Source organism: Tenacibaculum sp. TB-53, from assembly GCF_059716285.2.
The window spans coordinates 153,120-169,554 of the sequence record NZ_CM202790.1 but is presented as its reverse complement, the minus strand read 5'-3'; the positions used below and the strand labels follow the sequence as shown (position 1 = coordinate 169,554).

Annotated in this window: 18 protein-coding genes; 14 read left to right on the top strand and 4 right to left on the bottom strand. The window is 30.9% G+C overall.

Going from position 1 to position 16,435, the window contains the following annotated elements; genetic code table 11:
- Positions 1-10: 10 nt before the first annotated feature.
- The 4 genes from AC3VJB_RS00830 to AC3VJB_RS00815 form a co-directional block, all read right to left on the bottom strand.
- Entirely contained in the window at positions 11-1,702 is a 1,692-nt protein-coding gene (locus AC3VJB_RS00830) for an alanine/glycine:cation symporter family protein (RefSeq protein WP_047790098.1), read from the bottom strand.
- Between the two features lie 85 nt (positions 1,703-1,787).
- On the bottom strand, positions 1,788-2,687 hold the full coding sequence (locus AC3VJB_RS00825) for an SDR family oxidoreductase (RefSeq protein WP_167714192.1): 900 nt from the start codon (positions 2,685-2,687) through the stop codon (positions 1,788-1,790).
- On the bottom strand, positions 2,687-3,691 hold the full coding sequence (locus tag AC3VJB_RS00820; RefSeq protein ID WP_047790096.1) for a potassium channel family protein: 1,005 nt from the start codon (positions 3,689-3,691) through the stop codon (positions 2,687-2,689). Before AC3VJB_RS00820 ends, AC3VJB_RS00825 begins: the two co-directional genes overlap by 1 nt.
- A complete protein-coding gene (locus tag AC3VJB_RS00815) occupies positions 3,688-3,915 on the bottom strand; it encodes a hypothetical protein (RefSeq protein ID WP_047790095.1) in 228 nt (75 codons plus the stop codon). The genes AC3VJB_RS00820 and AC3VJB_RS00815 overlap by 4 nt, the downstream gene beginning before the upstream one ends.
- Before the next feature lie 113 nt (positions 3,916-4,028).
- Here AC3VJB_RS00815 and uvrA point away from each other — a divergent pair, with 113 nt between their 5' ends.
- The 14 genes from uvrA (at position 4,029) to AC3VJB_RS00745 (ending at position 16,398) form a co-directional block, all read left to right on the top strand.
- Positions 4,029-6,854, top strand: a complete 2,826-nt coding sequence (uvrA, locus tag AC3VJB_RS00810) for an excinuclease ABC subunit UvrA (RefSeq protein ID WP_497666627.1) — start codon at positions 4,029-4,031, stop codon at positions 6,852-6,854.
- 138 nt (positions 6,855-6,992) lie between these two features.
- Complete coding sequence (locus AC3VJB_RS00805; RefSeq protein ID WP_047790093.1) at positions 6,993-7,676, top strand: response regulator transcription factor; 684 nt, start codon at positions 6,993-6,995, stop codon at positions 7,674-7,676.
- 116 nt (positions 7,677-7,792) lie between these two features.
- On the top strand, positions 7,793-9,391 hold the full coding sequence (locus AC3VJB_RS00800) for a vitamin K epoxide reductase family protein (RefSeq protein WP_159493728.1): 1,599 nt from the start codon (positions 7,793-7,795) through the stop codon (positions 9,389-9,391).
- Between the two features lie 115 nt (positions 9,392-9,506).
- Complete coding sequence (locus AC3VJB_RS00795) at positions 9,507-9,668, top strand: hypothetical protein (protein WP_159432123.1); 162 nt, start codon at positions 9,507-9,509, stop codon at positions 9,666-9,668.
- Positions 9,669-9,670: 2 nt separating this feature from the next.
- The gene (locus AC3VJB_RS00790) at positions 9,671-9,826 is read left to right on the top strand and encodes a hypothetical protein (RefSeq protein ID WP_156167085.1); all 156 of its coding nucleotides are present in this window, start codon (positions 9,671-9,673) and stop codon (positions 9,824-9,826) included.
- A 13-nt stretch (positions 9,827-9,839) separates the two neighbouring features.
- Entirely contained in the window at positions 9,840-10,076 is a 237-nt protein-coding gene (locus AC3VJB_RS00785; RefSeq protein WP_167714194.1) for a hypothetical protein, read from the top strand.
- Positions 10,077-10,087: 11 nt separating this feature from the next.
- Positions 10,088-10,276 carry a hypothetical protein gene (locus tag AC3VJB_RS00780; protein WP_156167083.1) on the top strand — a complete coding sequence of 63 codons (189 nt, stop codon included), beginning with the start codon at positions 10,088-10,090 and terminating at the stop codon, positions 10,274-10,276.
- A 57-nt stretch (positions 10,277-10,333) separates the two neighbouring features.
- A complete protein-coding gene (locus tag AC3VJB_RS00775; RefSeq protein WP_047790089.1) occupies positions 10,334-12,520 on the top strand; it encodes a peptidase domain-containing ABC transporter in 2,187 nt (728 codons plus the stop codon).
- Between the two features lie 83 nt (positions 12,521-12,603).
- A complete protein-coding gene (locus AC3VJB_RS00770) occupies positions 12,604-12,831 on the top strand; it encodes a hypothetical protein (protein ID WP_125064392.1) in 228 nt (75 codons plus the stop codon).
- A gap of 210 nt (positions 12,832-13,041) precedes the next feature.
- On the top strand, positions 13,042-14,331 hold the full coding sequence (locus AC3VJB_RS00765; protein WP_047790087.1) for an HlyD family secretion protein: 1,290 nt from the start codon (positions 13,042-13,044) through the stop codon (positions 14,329-14,331).
- A gap of 72 nt (positions 14,332-14,403) precedes the next feature.
- The gene (locus AC3VJB_RS00760; protein WP_047790086.1) at positions 14,404-14,595 is read left to right on the top strand and encodes a hypothetical protein; all 192 of its coding nucleotides are present in this window, start codon (positions 14,404-14,406) and stop codon (positions 14,593-14,595) included.
- Between the two features lie 244 nt (positions 14,596-14,839).
- Positions 14,840-15,019, top strand: a complete 180-nt coding sequence (locus AC3VJB_RS00755; protein ID WP_073184533.1) for a hypothetical protein — start codon at positions 14,840-14,842, stop codon at positions 15,017-15,019.
- 18 nt (positions 15,020-15,037) lie between these two features.
- The gene (locus AC3VJB_RS00750) at positions 15,038-15,181 is read left to right on the top strand and encodes a hypothetical protein (RefSeq protein WP_159432124.1); all 144 of its coding nucleotides are present in this window, start codon (positions 15,038-15,040) and stop codon (positions 15,179-15,181) included.
- A gap of 506 nt (positions 15,182-15,687) precedes the next feature.
- The gene (locus tag AC3VJB_RS00745; RefSeq protein WP_047790084.1) at positions 15,688-16,398 is read left to right on the top strand and encodes an LOG family protein; all 711 of its coding nucleotides are present in this window, start codon (positions 15,688-15,690) and stop codon (positions 16,396-16,398) included.
- The last annotated feature ends 37 nt before the right edge of the window (positions 16,399-16,435 follow it).

The window sequence follows — 16,435 nt, the reverse complement described above, 5'->3', positions numbered from 1 at the left end:
GTTTTGTTTTTTATTCTTCTACTGCTTCTTTTTTAAGGTTAATAGCATCTAAATATCTTTTTAGTTGCTTTTTAACCACTGGCATCAATAAGTATAAACCTACCATGTTAGGGAACACCATTGCAAAAATCATTGCATCTGAAAAATCCCAAATAGACTTCATACTCGCTGCTGCTCCAATTACTACGAAAGTTAAGAACAAAATTTTATATGTTAAATCTGCTTTTTTTCCTCTACCAAATAAAAATTTCCAAGACTGCAATCCGTAATACGACCAAGAAATCATTGTAGAAACTGCAAATAAAACAACTGCTACAGTTAAAAATACATTTGAGTATGGAATGTAAGCTGCAAATGCTCTTGAAGTAATTCCTGCTCCCTCATAAGCCACACCGTCAATAAATACAGATCCTGTACCATCTCCTCCATATTCAAAAGCTCCTCCAAAATTAAAGATAATAATTACTAAAGCTGTCATTGTACAAATTAATACAGTATCAATAAACGGCTCTAATAATGCCACTAAACCTTCTGATGCAGAATATTTTGTTTTCACTGCAGAGTGCGCAATTGAAGCCGAACCTGCTCCAGCTTCATTAGAAAAAGCTGCTCTTTTAAACCCTACTAATAAAACACCTATAACACCACCAACACCTATCGCTGTAGGATTGAAAGCTTCTGTTATAATTAAAGAAATAGCATCATCTATTAAAGAGAAATTAACCCCTAAAATATACAAACAAGCCAATAGGTATAGCAATGCCATAAAAGGAACTACTTTTTCTGTTACAGAAGCAATTCTTTTGATACCTCCAATAATTATAATACCTACTAAAATGGCTAGTACAATACCTATGATAGCTCCAGCTGCTGTACTCTCTAAACCTAACAACTCTTTAATAACTATTGTTGCTTGGTTAGATTGAGCTGCATTACCACCTCCAAAAGAACCTCCAATACAGAAAACTGCAAATGCTCCTGCTGCTATTTTTCCTAGTGTTGCAAAACCTTTTTCTTTTAATCCTTTAGATAAATAATACATAGGACCTCCATACACTGTTCCGTCTTCTCCTACATCACGATAATGTACTCCTAATGTACATTCTACAAATTTTGTTGACATCCCTAACAAACCGCAAATAATCATCCAGAAAGTTGCTCCCGGGCCTCCTAAAGCAATTGCTAATGCAACTCCTGCAATATTACCATTTCCAACTGTACCAGAAACCGCTGTTGCTAATGCCTGAAAGTGAGAAACTTCACCTTCATGACTTTCATCGCGAATAGTATCTTTAATATCTCCATCAATTTCTAAGTCACTATGTAAGCTCTCTATATTTTCAATATGCTCCTCAATATCGTCAACTTCATTCATATCTACTCCTTGAGCTATACCATCTTCACCATACAATAATTGCGCGCCATGTTTTTCAATATCTTCATATTTCCCTCTTACAACATTTATTGCAGTAAAGAAGTGACGGATATTTGGAAATCCAAAATAGAGCGTAAAAAAAGCGGCACTAGCCACTAACAAAATCAATACAAAAGGGGTACCAAATACTGGAAAAAAAATCACACTACTAAAAAAATCAGAAAAAGGTTTAAACGCTTCATCAATCATTTGATCAATTCCTTTTTCCTGTGCAAATGTTAACATTGGTGTTATTGAAAACAGCAATGCAAGTAGTTTTTTATTCATAATATGTATTAGATTTTTGAATTAGTAGCCCGCAATATCATAAAAAAATGCACTTACAACAAGTTTTCGTTGTTAAATATGGTTTTTACATTAGCTTTTCTTTAAATTTATGTAAATCTTCTTTAAAAGATTTTGGTCGCAATCCTAATTCTGTTTGGGCTTTTGTTAAATCAAAACCCGTAATAGCAGGCCGTAAGGCTGTTTGATTTAAAACAGCTGTAGAAATTGGTTTTATTAAGCTTTTATCTAACCTAAAAGCTTCTGCTATTTGTTGTGCAATTTCATAAATACTCATCATTCTTTTTGAGGAAATATTGAAAATTCCTAGTGCTTTTTTATCTATTGATAATTTACACGCTAATGCCAAATCTTCTACATAAGTTGGCATACGAAATTGGTCATCTACTATAGTTATTTCTTTCCTGTCTTCCAACATTTTCTTCACCCACAATACTATATTAGTGCGCGACATATCATATACTTTTCCATATACTAATATGGTACGTAAAATAGCATAATTTACCTTAGACTTTATTAATAATTCTTCTGATTTTAATTTGGAGAGCCCATAATAATTCAACGGGTTTGGCTTATCACTCTCTTTGTATGGTCCATTTTTCCCATCAAAAATAAAATCAGTTGAAATATGTATTAAATGAGTTTTATTTTCTTCTGAATAGTTTTTAAGATATTGAACTACATCTATATTTAGATTATCACAAGCTTGTTTATTTGTTTCACAAGCATCAACATTTGTCATTGCTGCTGTATTCACAATAACATCTGGCTTATATTCAGACAGTTTTTTGTAAAGCAAATCTTCATCTGTAATATCAATTGAAACATAATTAAAGTCACCTCTACCACTTCTATTTTCTCCTCTTGAAAAACCTATTACCTGATATCTTTCTTTTTCTTCTAATAAAAGGCTTACTAAAGTTTGCCCAAGTAAACCATTACTTCCAGTTATTACAACTTTCTTCATTAAAAAACTTTTCTAAGTGTTTCTATCTGTTCAGGACGTCCTAAAACAATCAAATTTCCTCCTATTTCTAATTTCACCGAAGCTTCTGGGTTGATAATGTAATCTTTATTTGGAGTACGATACCCTATAATTGTACAACCTGTTTTTTTTCGTAAATCTAAATCTAATATTGTTTTATCAATGTATTTTTCTGGCAAGTCATTAATTGCTACTTCTTCTAAGTTAGCAGTTGTTTCTCCTTCAATAGTTAGCCTATCTACAAACTCAATAACATCAGGAGTTACAACTAAAGATGCCATGTGAGAACCTCCTAATTTATCTGGCATAATTACATTATCTGCTCCTGCTATTTTTAACTTACTATATGATGTTTCTTTAGATGCTCTACTAATTACTTTACAATTTTTATTTAATTGTTTTGCTGTTAGCACTACAAATAAATTATCGGCATCAGAAGGCAACGCTGTTATTAGATTTTCTGCATTCATAATACCTGCTCTTAATAGAGTCTCATCAAGCGTTGCATCTCCTTGAATAGTTAACACTCCTTTTTCATCTAACTGCCTCACTACATCATTAAATTTTTCAACCACTACAACTTGTTTCTTGTAGTTTTTCAATTTCGAAATAGCTTGTTTACCATTTCTACCATAACCACAAACTATGGTATGACCTTGTAACTGCTCTATTTGTTTTTGCACTTTTTTTATTTTTAACTGATGAAAAAATTGCCCACTAATTAAATACTCTGAGAATGAAGAAACTGCATAACCAAAAACAAACAAACTAGATATTATCAATCCGATAGTAAATAGTTTTTCCCCCGTACCAAAAGGATGTACTTCTCCAAAACCAATGGTACTAATGGTTATAATCGTCATGTACAAAGCGTTAATAAAGGAATAATCAAAAAGTAACATATAACCTGTTACTCCTAGCATAACTATTAAGACAGAATAAATTATAGCTCTATATAACCTTGATTGAAACACTGTGTTTATCATAAATCAAAAACAGATGTTCTTTTAGTATAAATCATATCTTTTAATCTTAGTAAAAAAGCCATTGTTAAATATAATCCAAAAGACAAACCTACTGTTACAAATGATATATAAATAAAAAACAAACGTACATTAGTGGCTCGCATACCCAATCTATCAGCAAACCTGGAAGACACGTTAAAACCATGGCGCTCAAAAAAAAGCCTTACAAAATCTATAAATTTCATTTATTAATTAAGTTTTATTCGCAATATACTATTTTCAGTTTATTTGTTGATAATCGCTGCTTCAAAATAAATTTGGTTTTGGTAACTTTGCTGTTTTTGGTAAAATCCTCACTTTGAAAGAACAAGAATACATAGAAGTTTACGGAGCTCGAGCTCATAATTTAAAGAATATTGATGTTAAAATTCCTCGTGAAAAGCTAGTTGTAATTACTGGCTTAAGTGGTAGCGGGAAATCTTCTTTAGCTTTCGACACGATTTATGCTGAAGGACAACGTCGTTATATTGAAACTTTCTCTGCATATGCACGTCAATTTTTGGGCGGATTAGAAAGACCTGATGTTCATAAAATTGACGGACTTTCTCCTGTAATTTCTATTGAACAAAAAACAACAAACAAAAGCCCTCGTTCTACTGTAGGAACCATTACTGAAATTTACGATTTTCTTCGTTTACTATTTTCTCGTGCAGCAGATGCTTATTCATACAATACAGGTGAAAAAATGGTAAGTTATTCTGACGAACAAATTAGAAAATTAATTTTAAAAGATTTTGACGGCAAACGTATTGCCATTCTTGCACCATTAATTAAATCAAGAAAAGGGCATTATCGTGAACTATTCGAACAAATTTCTAAACAAGGTTTTGTTCGTGTTCGTGTGGATGGAGAAATTAGAGAAATTGAAAAGGGCATGAAACTCGATCGTTACAAAACGCACGATATAGAAGTCGTTATCGATCGATTAGCCGTGAATGATGCTGCTGAAAAACGTCTAGAAGAGACTATTAAAACTGCCTTGTACACGGGTGATAATATTTTAATGGTAATTGATGTTGATGATGAAAAACCTCGTTATTTTAGTCGTGAACTCATGTGTCCTACTACGGGAATCGCTTACCCTAATCCTGAACCTAACACTTTTTCGTTCAACTCACCAAAAGGAGCTTGTTCTCACTGTAACGGACTAGGGATTACCAACGAGATAAATCATCAAAAAGTAATTCCAGACGATAGCATTTCTATCAAAAATGGAGGAATTGCACCTTTGGGTGAGCAAAAAAACAGTTGGATTTTTAAACAACTTCAAACTATTGCTGAGCGTTATAACTTTAAACTAACCGACCCTATAAAAAGTATTTCTAAAGAAGCTATGGAGATTATTCTTCATGGAGGAAAAGAAAAATTTGAAATTCAATCAAAAACTGCGGGAGTTACCAGAAATTATGAGATTGATTTCGAAGGTATCATTGCCTTTATTGAGAATCAATATAAAAACTCAGAAAGCACATCAATCAAACGTTGGGCAAAAGGTTTTATGGATGAAGTTACTTGTTCGGTTTGTGATGGAAAGCGTTTAAAAAAAGAAGCGCTTCATTTTAGAATCACTGATAAAAATATTAGTGATTTAGCCCAAATGGATGTGCTAGAGTTGGCTAATTGGTTTCAGGAAGTTGGCACAAAATTATCAGAAAAACAATTAACTATTGCTTCTGAAATTTTAAAAGAAATTCGCACACGCATTCAATTTTTATTGGATGTTGGGTTAGATTATTTAACATTAGACAGAACTTCAAAATCTCTTTCTGGTGGAGAAGCCCAACGTATTCGACTTGCAACACAAATAGGTTCACAACTTGTAGGTGTTTTATATATTTTAGATGAGCCTAGTATTGGTTTACATCAACGTGATAATCAAAAATTAATTGACTCTTTAATTAAACTTCGTGATGTTGGAAACTCTGTTTTAGTGGTTGAACATGATGAAGATATGATTAAGAATGCTGATTTTGTTTTAGACATTGGTCCAGGTGCAGGTAGACATGGAGGAGAAATTGTTAGCGAAGGCAACTTTGACGATTTAAAAAGTCACGATACCCTTACTGCTGACTATTTATCGAGAAGAAAAGAAATTGAGGTTCCTAAAAAACGTCGTGAAGGAAACGGAAAAACAATCTCATTAAAAGGCGCTTCTGGAAACAACTTAAAAAATGTTTCCGTTGAATTTCCTTTAGGTAAAATGATTTGTGTCACAGGTGTTTCTGGTAGTGGGAAATCTACCTTAATTAATGAGACCCTATACCCTATTTTAAACGCGCACATTTACCGAGCAGTAAAAAAACCAATGCCTTACAAAAAAATTGAAGGCTTAGAACATATTGATAAAGTTATTGATATTGACCAGTCTCCTATTGGTAGAACTCCACGTTCAAACCCTGCTACTTATACAGGAGTGTTTAGCGAAATACGTAGTTTATTTGCAAAAACTCCAGAAGCCTCTATCAGAGGGTATAAACCCGGTCGTTTTAGTTTTAATGTAAAAGGTGGACGTTGTGAAACCTGCCAGGGTGGTGGTGTTCGTGTAATAGAAATGAATTTCTTACCAGATGTTCACGTAGAATGTGAAACTTGCCAAGGAAAACGTTTTAACCGAGAAACTTTAGAAATTCGTTATAAAGGAAAGTCAATTTCTGATATTTTAGAAATGACAATTAACGAAGCTACAGCATTTTTTGAACATATTCCTAAAATCTATAGAAAGTTAAAAACAATTAAAGATGTTGGTTTAGGATACATTACACTCGGACAACAATCTACTACTCTTTCCGGAGGAGAAGCCCAACGCATTAAATTAGCTTCTGAATTATCAAAAAGAGATACTGGAAATACCTTTTATATATTAGACGAACCAACAACTGGGCTTCATTTTGAAGATATCCGTGTATTAATGGAAGTATTAAACAAGTTAGCAGATAAAGGAAACACCGTTTTAATTATTGAGCACAACTTAGATGTTATCAAACTCGCCGATTACATTATTGACATTGGTATGGAAGGTGGTAAAAAAGGCGGTAAAGTTTTAACATTTGGAACTCCTGAAGAAGTTTCCATCCACAAAAAAAGCTATACAGCAAAATTCTTAAAAAAAGAGTTAAAAAAGTAACATAACTACATTTTTAATAAGTAGATAATTTGTTTTTTATATATTTTTTTTTGATTTCAAATTAATTTATATAAATTTATGAACTGATTTAAAAAAAGAAATCAGTTAAATAGTATTTCCCCCCGAAATTATTTAAACATGAGAAAAGAAAAACAATCTGCTTTGTTAGCAGATAATTGCCCGCTTATTTGTGAAACGTACAAGAACATAATATCTAAAATAGCTAGGTTAAACCCAAGTTTTAATTTTAACACAGACATTACCTATAATTGTAATGGAGCTTACGACATTATAAAAAAAACAATTGAAAAAGAAACTTCACTTAGCTTTGTTGTTTTAGACTTAAAACTTTCTCCTGCTAAGAATAGAAAAATCTTATCTGGTGAAGATTTAGGGCTTTTAATAAGAAAATTACTTCCAAACACAAGACTGATTGTTTCTACTGATTGTAATGATAATTACAGAATTTATAACATTTTTAAAAGCTTAAATCCTGAAGGTTTTCTTATTAAGAACGATTTAACTTCAAAAGAGTTAAAAAATGCAATAAAAAATGTAACAAACAATATACCTTATTATAGTAAAACTGTCTTAAGCCTCTTAAGAAAAGAAGTTTCTAATAATTTTTCCATTGACGCAATAGACAGACAAATACTATACGAACTTTCATTAGGCTCTAAAATGAAAGATATGCCGAATTACATACCTCTTTCCGCAGCTAGTATTGAAAAAAGAAAACGACATCTAAAAAAAATATTCAATGTTAAAGCTAAAGGAGACCGAGAGTTAATATTAACAGCCAAAGAAAAGGGCTTTATTTAAAAAAAAACGATTACGGTTTTCCCTTACTTTTTTTATGGTTTTTTCTATAAAAAAACAACTATCAAAATATAGCTTTGGGGAAACAGAAAATAACTATCCTTAAAACCTTTTTACTTTTGAAAGACACATTAATCAATTTAGTACAAAATTTACTTAAGAAAAATAGTATTTCTTTTGATAAGGAAGAATTGGCTTTTCAAATTCAAAGTCACCCTTCTTACCCTAGTTTACATGCAATTACTGGAGTATTAGACCATTTTAACATTGAAAATGTGGCAGCTGACGTTCCTGTTAATTCAGAAACACTTTTACAACTCCCCGGCTGTTTTATTGCTCAAATAAACAGTGAACATGGTCAAGATTTAATTGTAGTAGAAAGAAAAAAATCAGATTATATAATTTATGATTCTGAAAACAAAAAAACGAAGTTATCTGAAAATGAGTTTCTAAGTAAATTTACAGGAATTATTGTTGCTGTTGAAGAAACTGAAGGTTATCAAACAACTAAAAATAACTCCAAATTAGTTAAAACTATCGGTTTTTCTCTTCTTAGTATTTTTACGTTATTTTTTGTTTTTTATAGTTCAACTTCATGGTACAATACTTTTTATTTCTTACTATCAGTAACAGGATTAATTATCAGTATCGCAATTGTAAAACAAGAACTTGGATTGAAAACCGCTATTGGTGATGCTTTTTGTTCAGGAGCTGATGATAAAAAAGATTGTGACGCTGTATTAACCTCAAAAGGAGCGGAAATTTTAAAAGGATATAAATTAAGTGACTTTAGCATGCTTTATTTTATTGGGTTATCTCTTTTAACTTTTACTCAAATTTCTAATCCTGTAATTTCATATACTATTAGTTTACTTGCTATACCTATTACTCTATACTCGCTATATTATCAATATGCAGTAGTAAAAAAGTGGTGTCTTTTATGCTTAAGTATAGTTGGAGTTCTTTGGCTACAAGCACTGGCTCCAGTATTGACAAATAATTACATTAACACCTTTATAATTAAAGATTTTGTCACCTTGGGTATCGTTGCTTCTTTTACGTGGTTAGCTTGGAATTATATTAAACCTTTATTTACTGAAGTTCAAGAACTCAAAAAAGAAAAGATAGCAAGTGTTAAATTTAAGAGAAACTATGCTTTGTTTGATAGTTTATTACAAAAATCACCTCAACTTGACACTCAATTAACTGATAGTAAAGAAATTGTTTTTGGAAACCCTAACTCCAGCCTTGAAATTACAATAATCACCAATCCTTTCTGTGGACACTGTAAACCTGTTCACGCTCATGTTGATGAAATTATTAAAAGATACCATAACAATGCAAAAATTAAAGTACGCTTTAATGTAAGTGTAGAAAAAAAAGATAGTGATGTCGTTAAAATTACCAGTAGACTCATAGAAATATATAATACACAAGGAGAAAAAGAATGTCTTCAAGCCATGGATGCTATTTATGAAGGGCAAAAACCAGCTGCTTGGTTAAAAAAATGGGGTGAGTGTTCTAATAAAGAAACTTATACATTGGAGCTAGAAAAAGAAAAGAATTGGTGTAATCAAAATGGCATCAACTTTACTCCTGAAATTTTAGTAAACGGTAAATCATTTCCTAAGGAATATAACAGAACTGATTTAATTTTATTTATTGAAGATTTAGAAGAAAATATAGAAGCTTCTGATGTTTCATTAAAAACAGTATAAAAAGACAAAGCCCAAAAAGGGCTTTGCATTTTGAACAAAATTCTCTCGCGAAGAATAGACACATTGGTGAGTGTCTTTAAATGTTCGCCGCAAAAGTAACCTTAATATTTTAATTATGAAAAAACAAATTCTAAATTTAGGTAAAGCTTTAAAAAAAGCGGAACAAGCTCAAATTAACGGAGGTAGAATGCAATGTGATGTCAACAGAGACCGTGTTTGTGAAGACTTCGGTTGGAAATGTGCAGAAACATATTGTCGCATATTAATGCCTTTATAATTATGAAAAAGAAAATTTCAAACTTAGGCAAGGCTTTAAAAAAAACAGAACAAGCTCAAATTAACGGAGGCAGAAAACAATGTGATAAAAATAGGGATGGTATCTGTGAAGACCATGGAAGACACTGCGCAGAGTTTTATTGTAGTTTTGTTTCATAATAAAATTTTAATCATGAAGAAGCTAATTTTAAACTTAGGTAAGACTTTAAATAAAACAGAACAAAAAACAGTTAATGGTGGTAATGCCATTTTCTGTGACGCAAATGGCAACTGTCCTATAGGTAGTTACTGCGATGGTCATTTATGTATAGATAACGGTTCTGGCAATGGGGGAAGCGACCCTAATAAAGACTGTAGAAACCCTCACAGGTTTTGTATTGACGAATTCGACACTTGTTGTATCTACTAAAAATATTTCTTATGAAGAAATCAATTTTAAACTTAGGTAAAATTCTAAACAAGAAAGAACTAAAATCAATTAACGGTTCTGTTATTATTGCCTGCTATAGTCATGCCGAGTGTCCCCAAAAAATGGGATGTTGTAAAAACCCTCCTTATATTGGAATATGTATGGAAGGAGAAGCCTATAGAAGATTATGTAATAATTAATAACTTCAAATAAGTTAGAGGGTTAACTCTCTAACTTATTTCATATCTAAACTGAACTTGAAAAAATTCCCAAACTATAAACAGACAGAAGCAAAAGATTGCGGACCTACTTGTATTAAAATCATAGCCAAACACTATGGTAAAACTATCAATACTCAACAATTAAGAAACCTAAGCGAAACAACACGTGAAGGCAGTAGCTTATTAGGTCTTAGTGAAGCTGTCGAGTCTATAGGCTTTAAGTCTTTAGGTATAAAATTAGCCTTTAACAAACTTAAAGAAGCCCCATTTCCTTGTATTATTCATTGGAATAAAAATCATTATGTGGTTCTTTACAAAATAAAAAAAGATGTTGTTTATATTTCTGACCCAGCTCATGGGCTCATCTCTTTTACTAAAGAGGAGTTTATCCAACATTGGATTGGTAATAATGCCGATGAAAATACAGAAGAAGGTATTGCCTTATTAATAGAACCAACTCCCAAATTCTATCAAGAAGAGTTTGAAGAAGATGAAAAATTTGGTTTTTCATTTATTTTCAAATACTTATATAAATACAAAAAGTTTATAGTTCAATTAATAATTGGGCTCCTAGCTGGTAGTTTATTACAATTAATCTTACCTTTTTTAACTCAAAGTGTTGTTGATGTTGGTATTAAAAACCAAGATTTAAACTTTGTATACTTAATCTTATTTGCTCAATTATTTTTATTCATAGGAAAAGCTTCTTTAGAAATTATTAGAAGTTGGATTTTACTTCATCTTAGTACTCGAATCAACATATCTTTAATTTCAGATTTTTTTATCAAATTAATGAAATTACCTATCTCCTACTTCGATGTAAGAATGACAGGAGATTTATTACAAAGAATCAACGATCATAAGCGTATTGAACGAATTTTAACCACTTCTTCTTTAACTGTTTTATTCTCTTTTTTCAATCTCATAATTTTTAGTTTAGTTTTAGGGTATTATAGCATGCAAATTTTTGGTGTTTTTGTGTTAGGAAGTGTTTTATATTTTGGTTGGGTATTATTCTTCTTCAAAAAGAGAAAAGAGCTTGATTATAAACGTTTTTCTCAAGTAAGTCAAGAACAAAGTAAAGTAATTGAACTTATTAATGGAATGCAAGAGATAAAGCTTCACAATGCTGAAAGACGCATGCGATGGAATTGGGAATATGTACAAGCTCGTTTATTTAAAGTAGCTACTAAAAGCCTTGCTCTTGAACAAACACAAAGTGTAGGTTCTAACTTTATCAATGAACTTAAAAATATGTTCATTACTATACTTTCTGCTAAACTAGTAATAGATGGACAAATTACCTTAGGTATGATGATGGCTATTAGCTACATTGTCGGACAACTAAACGGACCAATTACACAACTAATAAACTTTATGAGAGATATACAAGATGCACAAATCTCCTTAGATAGATTAGGTGAAATACACAACATGGAAGATGAAGAAAAACCTAGTGATGAAAAAGTAACCATCATTCCAGATAACGCATCTATAAAACTAAATAATATTTCATTCAGGTACACTGGTGGTTTAGAGCCTGTTTTGAAAGATTTATCTCTTGAAATTCCTGCAAATAAAACAACCGCAATTGTAGGGGTTAGTGGAAGTGGAAAAACCACATTAATGAAATTACTTCTTGGTTTTTATCAAGTTGACCAAGGAGATATTATGATAAACAACTTCAACTTAAAAAACATTTCTCAAAAAGAATGGAGAAGAAACTGCGGTGTTGTTATGCAAGAAGGATATATCTTTAATGATTCTATAGCTAAAAACATTGCTGTGGGTGAAGATTATGTTGACAAGGAAAAGCTAGCTCACGCAATAGACGTAGCAAATATCAACGATTATATTGAGGGATTACCGCTAGGATATAATACCAAAATTGGTAGTGAAGGTAGTGGATTAAGTACAGGTCAAAAACAACGATTACTTATTGCTAGGTCGGTATATAAAAACCCAAAATTCTTGTTCTTTGATGAAGCTACTAGTGCACTTGATGCAAATAATGAAAAAATTATTATGGGTAAGCTTAATCAATTCTTTGCTGACAAAACAGCTGTTGTAATAGCACACCGACTAAGTACTGTAAAAAACGCGCATCAAATAGTTGTCCTTGAAAAAGGAAAAATTATTGAAAAAGGAAATCATGAAGAATTAATCAAATTAAAAGGAAGTTATTACCATTTAGTCAAAAACCAACTAGATTTAGGTAAATAAAATATTCACTCGCGAAGAATAGACATAACTCTTGAGTGTCTTTAAACTATTCAAGGGTTTTATCAAACTTAAATTATTTTAAAATGAAAAAATCAATTTTAAATTTAGGAACACCTTTAAACAAATCTAAGCAACAGTTAATTAATGGGAGTAGTAATCAACCTTGTCCCTCAATTAATTGTTACTACGGAAATATCGATACACAACTTTATGGTAGTGCAGTTTATTGCGGTAGTTGTAGCGACTACACTAACCTCCCTAGTATCTGTAAAAACAGAGTTAGAGTTGGGGTTTATTGCTCTGGTGTTTAATCTAAAAAAAAAGTGAAATTAAGTAAATAGAACAACAAATTAAAGTAAGTATCCATTGTGGCTCTGAAATTGATTGTTATGATCAACCATTAGTAAAACCTTTTAAGGATAATTAATAGAGATGTCATGCAGGAAACTGTGTCTTAACATAATTAATATTTATTTCATCGGTGCTCTTCTACTACAAGGGTACCTTTATACACTCTAAATATGCCCGATAATTCTCAAAATATAGAAATTCGAAGTGAAGAAGTTCAAGAAATTTTAACCCATGTGCCTAACTGGATGATTCGTTGGGGTAATACTTTACTACTTGCACTTATATTAATGTTATTATTCATTTCATGGTTTGTAAAATATCCTGATATAATTTCTACAGAAGTAATGGTTACGACCTCTACTCCACCTGAGAAAATTTATGCAAAATCAACAGGACAATTTGAAACTTTCTTAACTACTGAAGGCAAAAAAGTTTCTGAAGGTGATGTTTTAGCAGTTATTGAAAATAGTGCTTCTTTTAAAGATGTTTTACTATTAAAAAGTATAATTGATACAATTGAAATAAACCAACAAAAATTCTTTTTCCCTATTGATAAAGTTCCTCCACTAATTTTAGGAGATATAACCTCTAGCTACTCTCAATTTGAAAATGATTATTCTGAATATACCTTAAACGAAAAACTAACTCCGTTTAAATCGGAAAATTTCGCTAACCAAATGTCTGTTATAGAAGCTAGAGGCAGACTACAAATTTTACTTTCTCAAAAAGATTTAAATCTTAAAGAACTAGAATTTAAAGAGAAAGATCTTGATCGTAGTAGAAAAATGTTTAACCAAGGGGTTATATCTGCTAAAGAAAAAGATCAAAAAGAAATTGAATACTTACAAGCAAAACGCTCATATAAAACCCTTGAATCATCAATTTCTCAAATAAGAGAATTAATCAATAACTCTGCTAAAAACCTAGAAGGCACTTCTATAAAAAAAACACAACAAGATACTCGTTTAAAAAAGAAAGCTATTCAATCTTTTTTATACTTAAAAAAGGCTATTAAAGACTGGGAAAAACAATATGCTCTAACTTCTTCAATAAATGGTAAAGTATCCTTCTTATCTTTTTGGAATAAAAATCAAACGGTTAATACGGGTGATTTAATATTCACCATTATTCCTAATAAAGGGAATTCATTTATCGGTAAAATTGAAGCTCCTGCTGCTAATTCTGGTAAAATAAAGAAAGGTCAAAAAGTTCAGATTAAACTTTTAAATTATCCATCTGATGAATTTGGCGAATTAAATGGAAGAGTTAAATCAATTTCTTTAACTCCTGATGAGGAAGGTAATTACTTAATTAATGTAGAGTTACCACAAAAATTAATAACAACATACAATAAAACTATTCCTTTTAGACAAGAAATGAAAGGTGCTGCGGATATAGTAACGGAAGATTTACGTTTAATAGAACGTTTCTTTTATCAATTAAAAAATATTATCAAATAATAAAAAACAGACATAAACCTTGAGTGTCTATAAATGTTCAAGGAATTTATTAACCCTCGAAATTTTTCTATTATGAAAAAATCAATTTTAAATCTAGGAAAAGCTTTAACTAAAGCTGATCAAAAACAAGTTAACGGAGGTACTGGTTGTGTAATTTATACACCAGCAGAGTGCTTTGCTTGTGGTGGTTTCTCTTTACCTAACGGATGTTGCTTAGGATCGTATGAAACACATGCTTGTTTAGGAGAAGATGTTCCTCAATAAGAGAGTTCATTTACTATTATTTTAATTGAATCATTCCTAGGTTTAAACCAATTAAGAATAAAGTAGGTTTAAACCTAGGATAAATTTAGATTATACACAAGTAGACTATCAAGCCAATATAGATTATAAATTTACCCTAATAGAACAACTCATTATTAATAATATTTACTCGCGAAGAATAGACACAAAACCTTGAGTGTCTTTAAATAATTCAAGGATTATTAAATATTTAAATTTTTTAATCATGAAAAAATCAATCTTAAAATTAGGTAAAGCTTTAGAAAAAGCCAATCAAAAACAAATTAATGGAGGTGCTGCCAATAGTTGTTATCAAGATGGTAGAAAATGTTGTCAAACTAGTCCAGGAGGACATACTATATGTGATGCTGGTAGATGTGACAGATTTGGATGTATTTGGTATTAAATTTAAAACTTTTAAGTTATGAAAAAATCAATCTTAAACTTAGGAAAAGTTTTAAATAAAACTACTCAAAAGAATACCTTTGGAGGAAGAGTTCCTAGATGCTGTTTAGACTGGGATCCAATTCAACGCCACTGCTACAAATGGCAGCCAAACTGTTTATAAGCTTTTTAATTAAAGTTATATTAATTACAAACAGCTAGAATCATAACTTCTAGCTGTTTGCTTATTGAAAAAATATAGTCTTGTTAAAAAGCATAATACTAGTAAAATTTCTTTTACAAAGAATAAACACAAAACCTTGAGTGTCTTTAAAGAATTTAACAACTAATCAATTTTAACTTATTATCATAAAAAATCAATTATAGGATTAGAGAAAGCGAAAAAGTCGAGGTAAATAAAACAGTAATTTTCTTGGTTCAGTTGTGTAACTAACTGTTTTTATGTGAGAAATTTTCTTTTTATTACTTCTAAAACCTCGTGTTTATGCTAATGAATCTTATAAAGCTCAAACTTGATTAAAGTTTTACGTATAAAAAGCTACCTTGATTTCAAGGTAGTTTTTTATTTTTATCTTGTATCTATCCATAAAAAACCACTAAATTAGCAAGCTTGCTAAAAATTAAATTTTAGCTATTTAATTTGTTATTTAATATAAAAGTAGAAGAATTATGAGTCCGAATGATGACAGAAAAATTAGAGAAAAACTACAACAAAAAACTTGGAATGAAATAAAAACCAACGATTCTTGGGCTATATTTAAAATTATGTCTGAGTTTGTTGATGGATATGAAAAACTAAGTAAAATTGGTCCTTGTGTATCTATTTTTGGTTCTGCCCGTACAAAAACAGACGATCCTTATTATAAATTAGCAGAAGAAGTTGCTTTTAAACTAACTCAAAGCGGATTTGGTGTTATTACAGGAGGAGGTCCTGGTATTATGGAAGCTGGTAATAAAGGAGCGCACCGAGGAAAAGGAACCTCTGTTGGTTTAAATATTGAACTTCCTTTTGAACAACATGACAATCCATGGATTGACCATGACAAAAACTTAAACTTCGATTACTTTTTTGTTCGTAAAGTTATGTTTGTTAAATACTCACAAGGTTTTGTTGTTATGCCTGGTGGATTTGGTACTATGGATGAACTTTTTGAAGCTATAACACTAATACAAACTAACAAAATTGGACGTTTCCCTATTGTACTTATGGGTAAAAAGTTTTGGGGAGGCCTACTTGATTGGATTAAGAACACATTATTAGAGGAAGGAAATATTAGTGAAAAAGATTTGAATTTATTTAGAGTTGTTGACACTGCTGATGAAGCAGTTGAACACTTTAATAAGTTTTATGCTAAATATCAGCTAAAACCAAATTTCTAAAAATTTTTATCTTTAAAGCTCGTTGTATTTACAACGA

Coding starts and splice junctions, on each gene's coding strand:
- AC3VJB_RS00830 (WP_047790098.1), bottom strand. CDS start 1,702: ATGAATAAAAAACTACTTGCATTGCTGTTTTCAATAACACCAATGTTA.
- AC3VJB_RS00825 (WP_167714192.1), bottom strand. CDS start 2,687: ATGAAGAAAGTTGTAATAACTGGAAGTAATGGTTTACTTGGGCAAACT.
- AC3VJB_RS00820 (WP_047790096.1), bottom strand. CDS start 3,691: ATGATAAACACAGTGTTTCAATCAAGGTTATATAGAGCTATAATTTAT.
- AC3VJB_RS00815 (WP_047790095.1), bottom strand. CDS start 3,915: ATGAAATTTATAGATTTTGTAAGGCTTTTTTTTGAGCGCCATGGTTTT.
- AC3VJB_RS00805 (WP_047790093.1), top strand. CDS start 6,993: ATGAGAAAAGAAAAACAATCTGCTTTGTTAGCAGATAATTGCCCGCTT.
- AC3VJB_RS00795 (WP_159432123.1), top strand. CDS start 9,507: ATGAAAAAACAAATTCTAAATTTAGGTAAAGCTTTAAAAAAAGCGGAA.
- AC3VJB_RS00790 (WP_156167085.1), top strand. CDS start 9,671: ATGAAAAAGAAAATTTCAAACTTAGGCAAGGCTTTAAAAAAAACAGAA.
- AC3VJB_RS00785 (WP_167714194.1), top strand. CDS start 9,840: ATGAAGAAGCTAATTTTAAACTTAGGTAAGACTTTAAATAAAACAGAA.
- AC3VJB_RS00780 (WP_156167083.1), top strand. CDS start 10,088: ATGAAGAAATCAATTTTAAACTTAGGTAAAATTCTAAACAAGAAAGAA.
- AC3VJB_RS00770 (WP_125064392.1), top strand. CDS start 12,604: ATGAAAAAATCAATTTTAAATTTAGGAACACCTTTAAACAAATCTAAG.
- AC3VJB_RS00765 (WP_047790087.1), top strand. CDS start 13,042: ATGCCCGATAATTCTCAAAATATAGAAATTCGAAGTGAAGAAGTTCAA.
- AC3VJB_RS00760 (WP_047790086.1), top strand. CDS start 14,404: ATGAAAAAATCAATTTTAAATCTAGGAAAAGCTTTAACTAAAGCTGAT.
- AC3VJB_RS00755 (WP_073184533.1), top strand. CDS start 14,840: ATGAAAAAATCAATCTTAAAATTAGGTAAAGCTTTAGAAAAAGCCAAT.
- AC3VJB_RS00750 (WP_159432124.1), top strand. CDS start 15,038: ATGAAAAAATCAATCTTAAACTTAGGAAAAGTTTTAAATAAAACTACT.
- AC3VJB_RS00745 (WP_047790084.1), top strand. CDS start 15,688: ATGAGTCCGAATGATGACAGAAAAATTAGAGAAAAACTACAACAAAAA.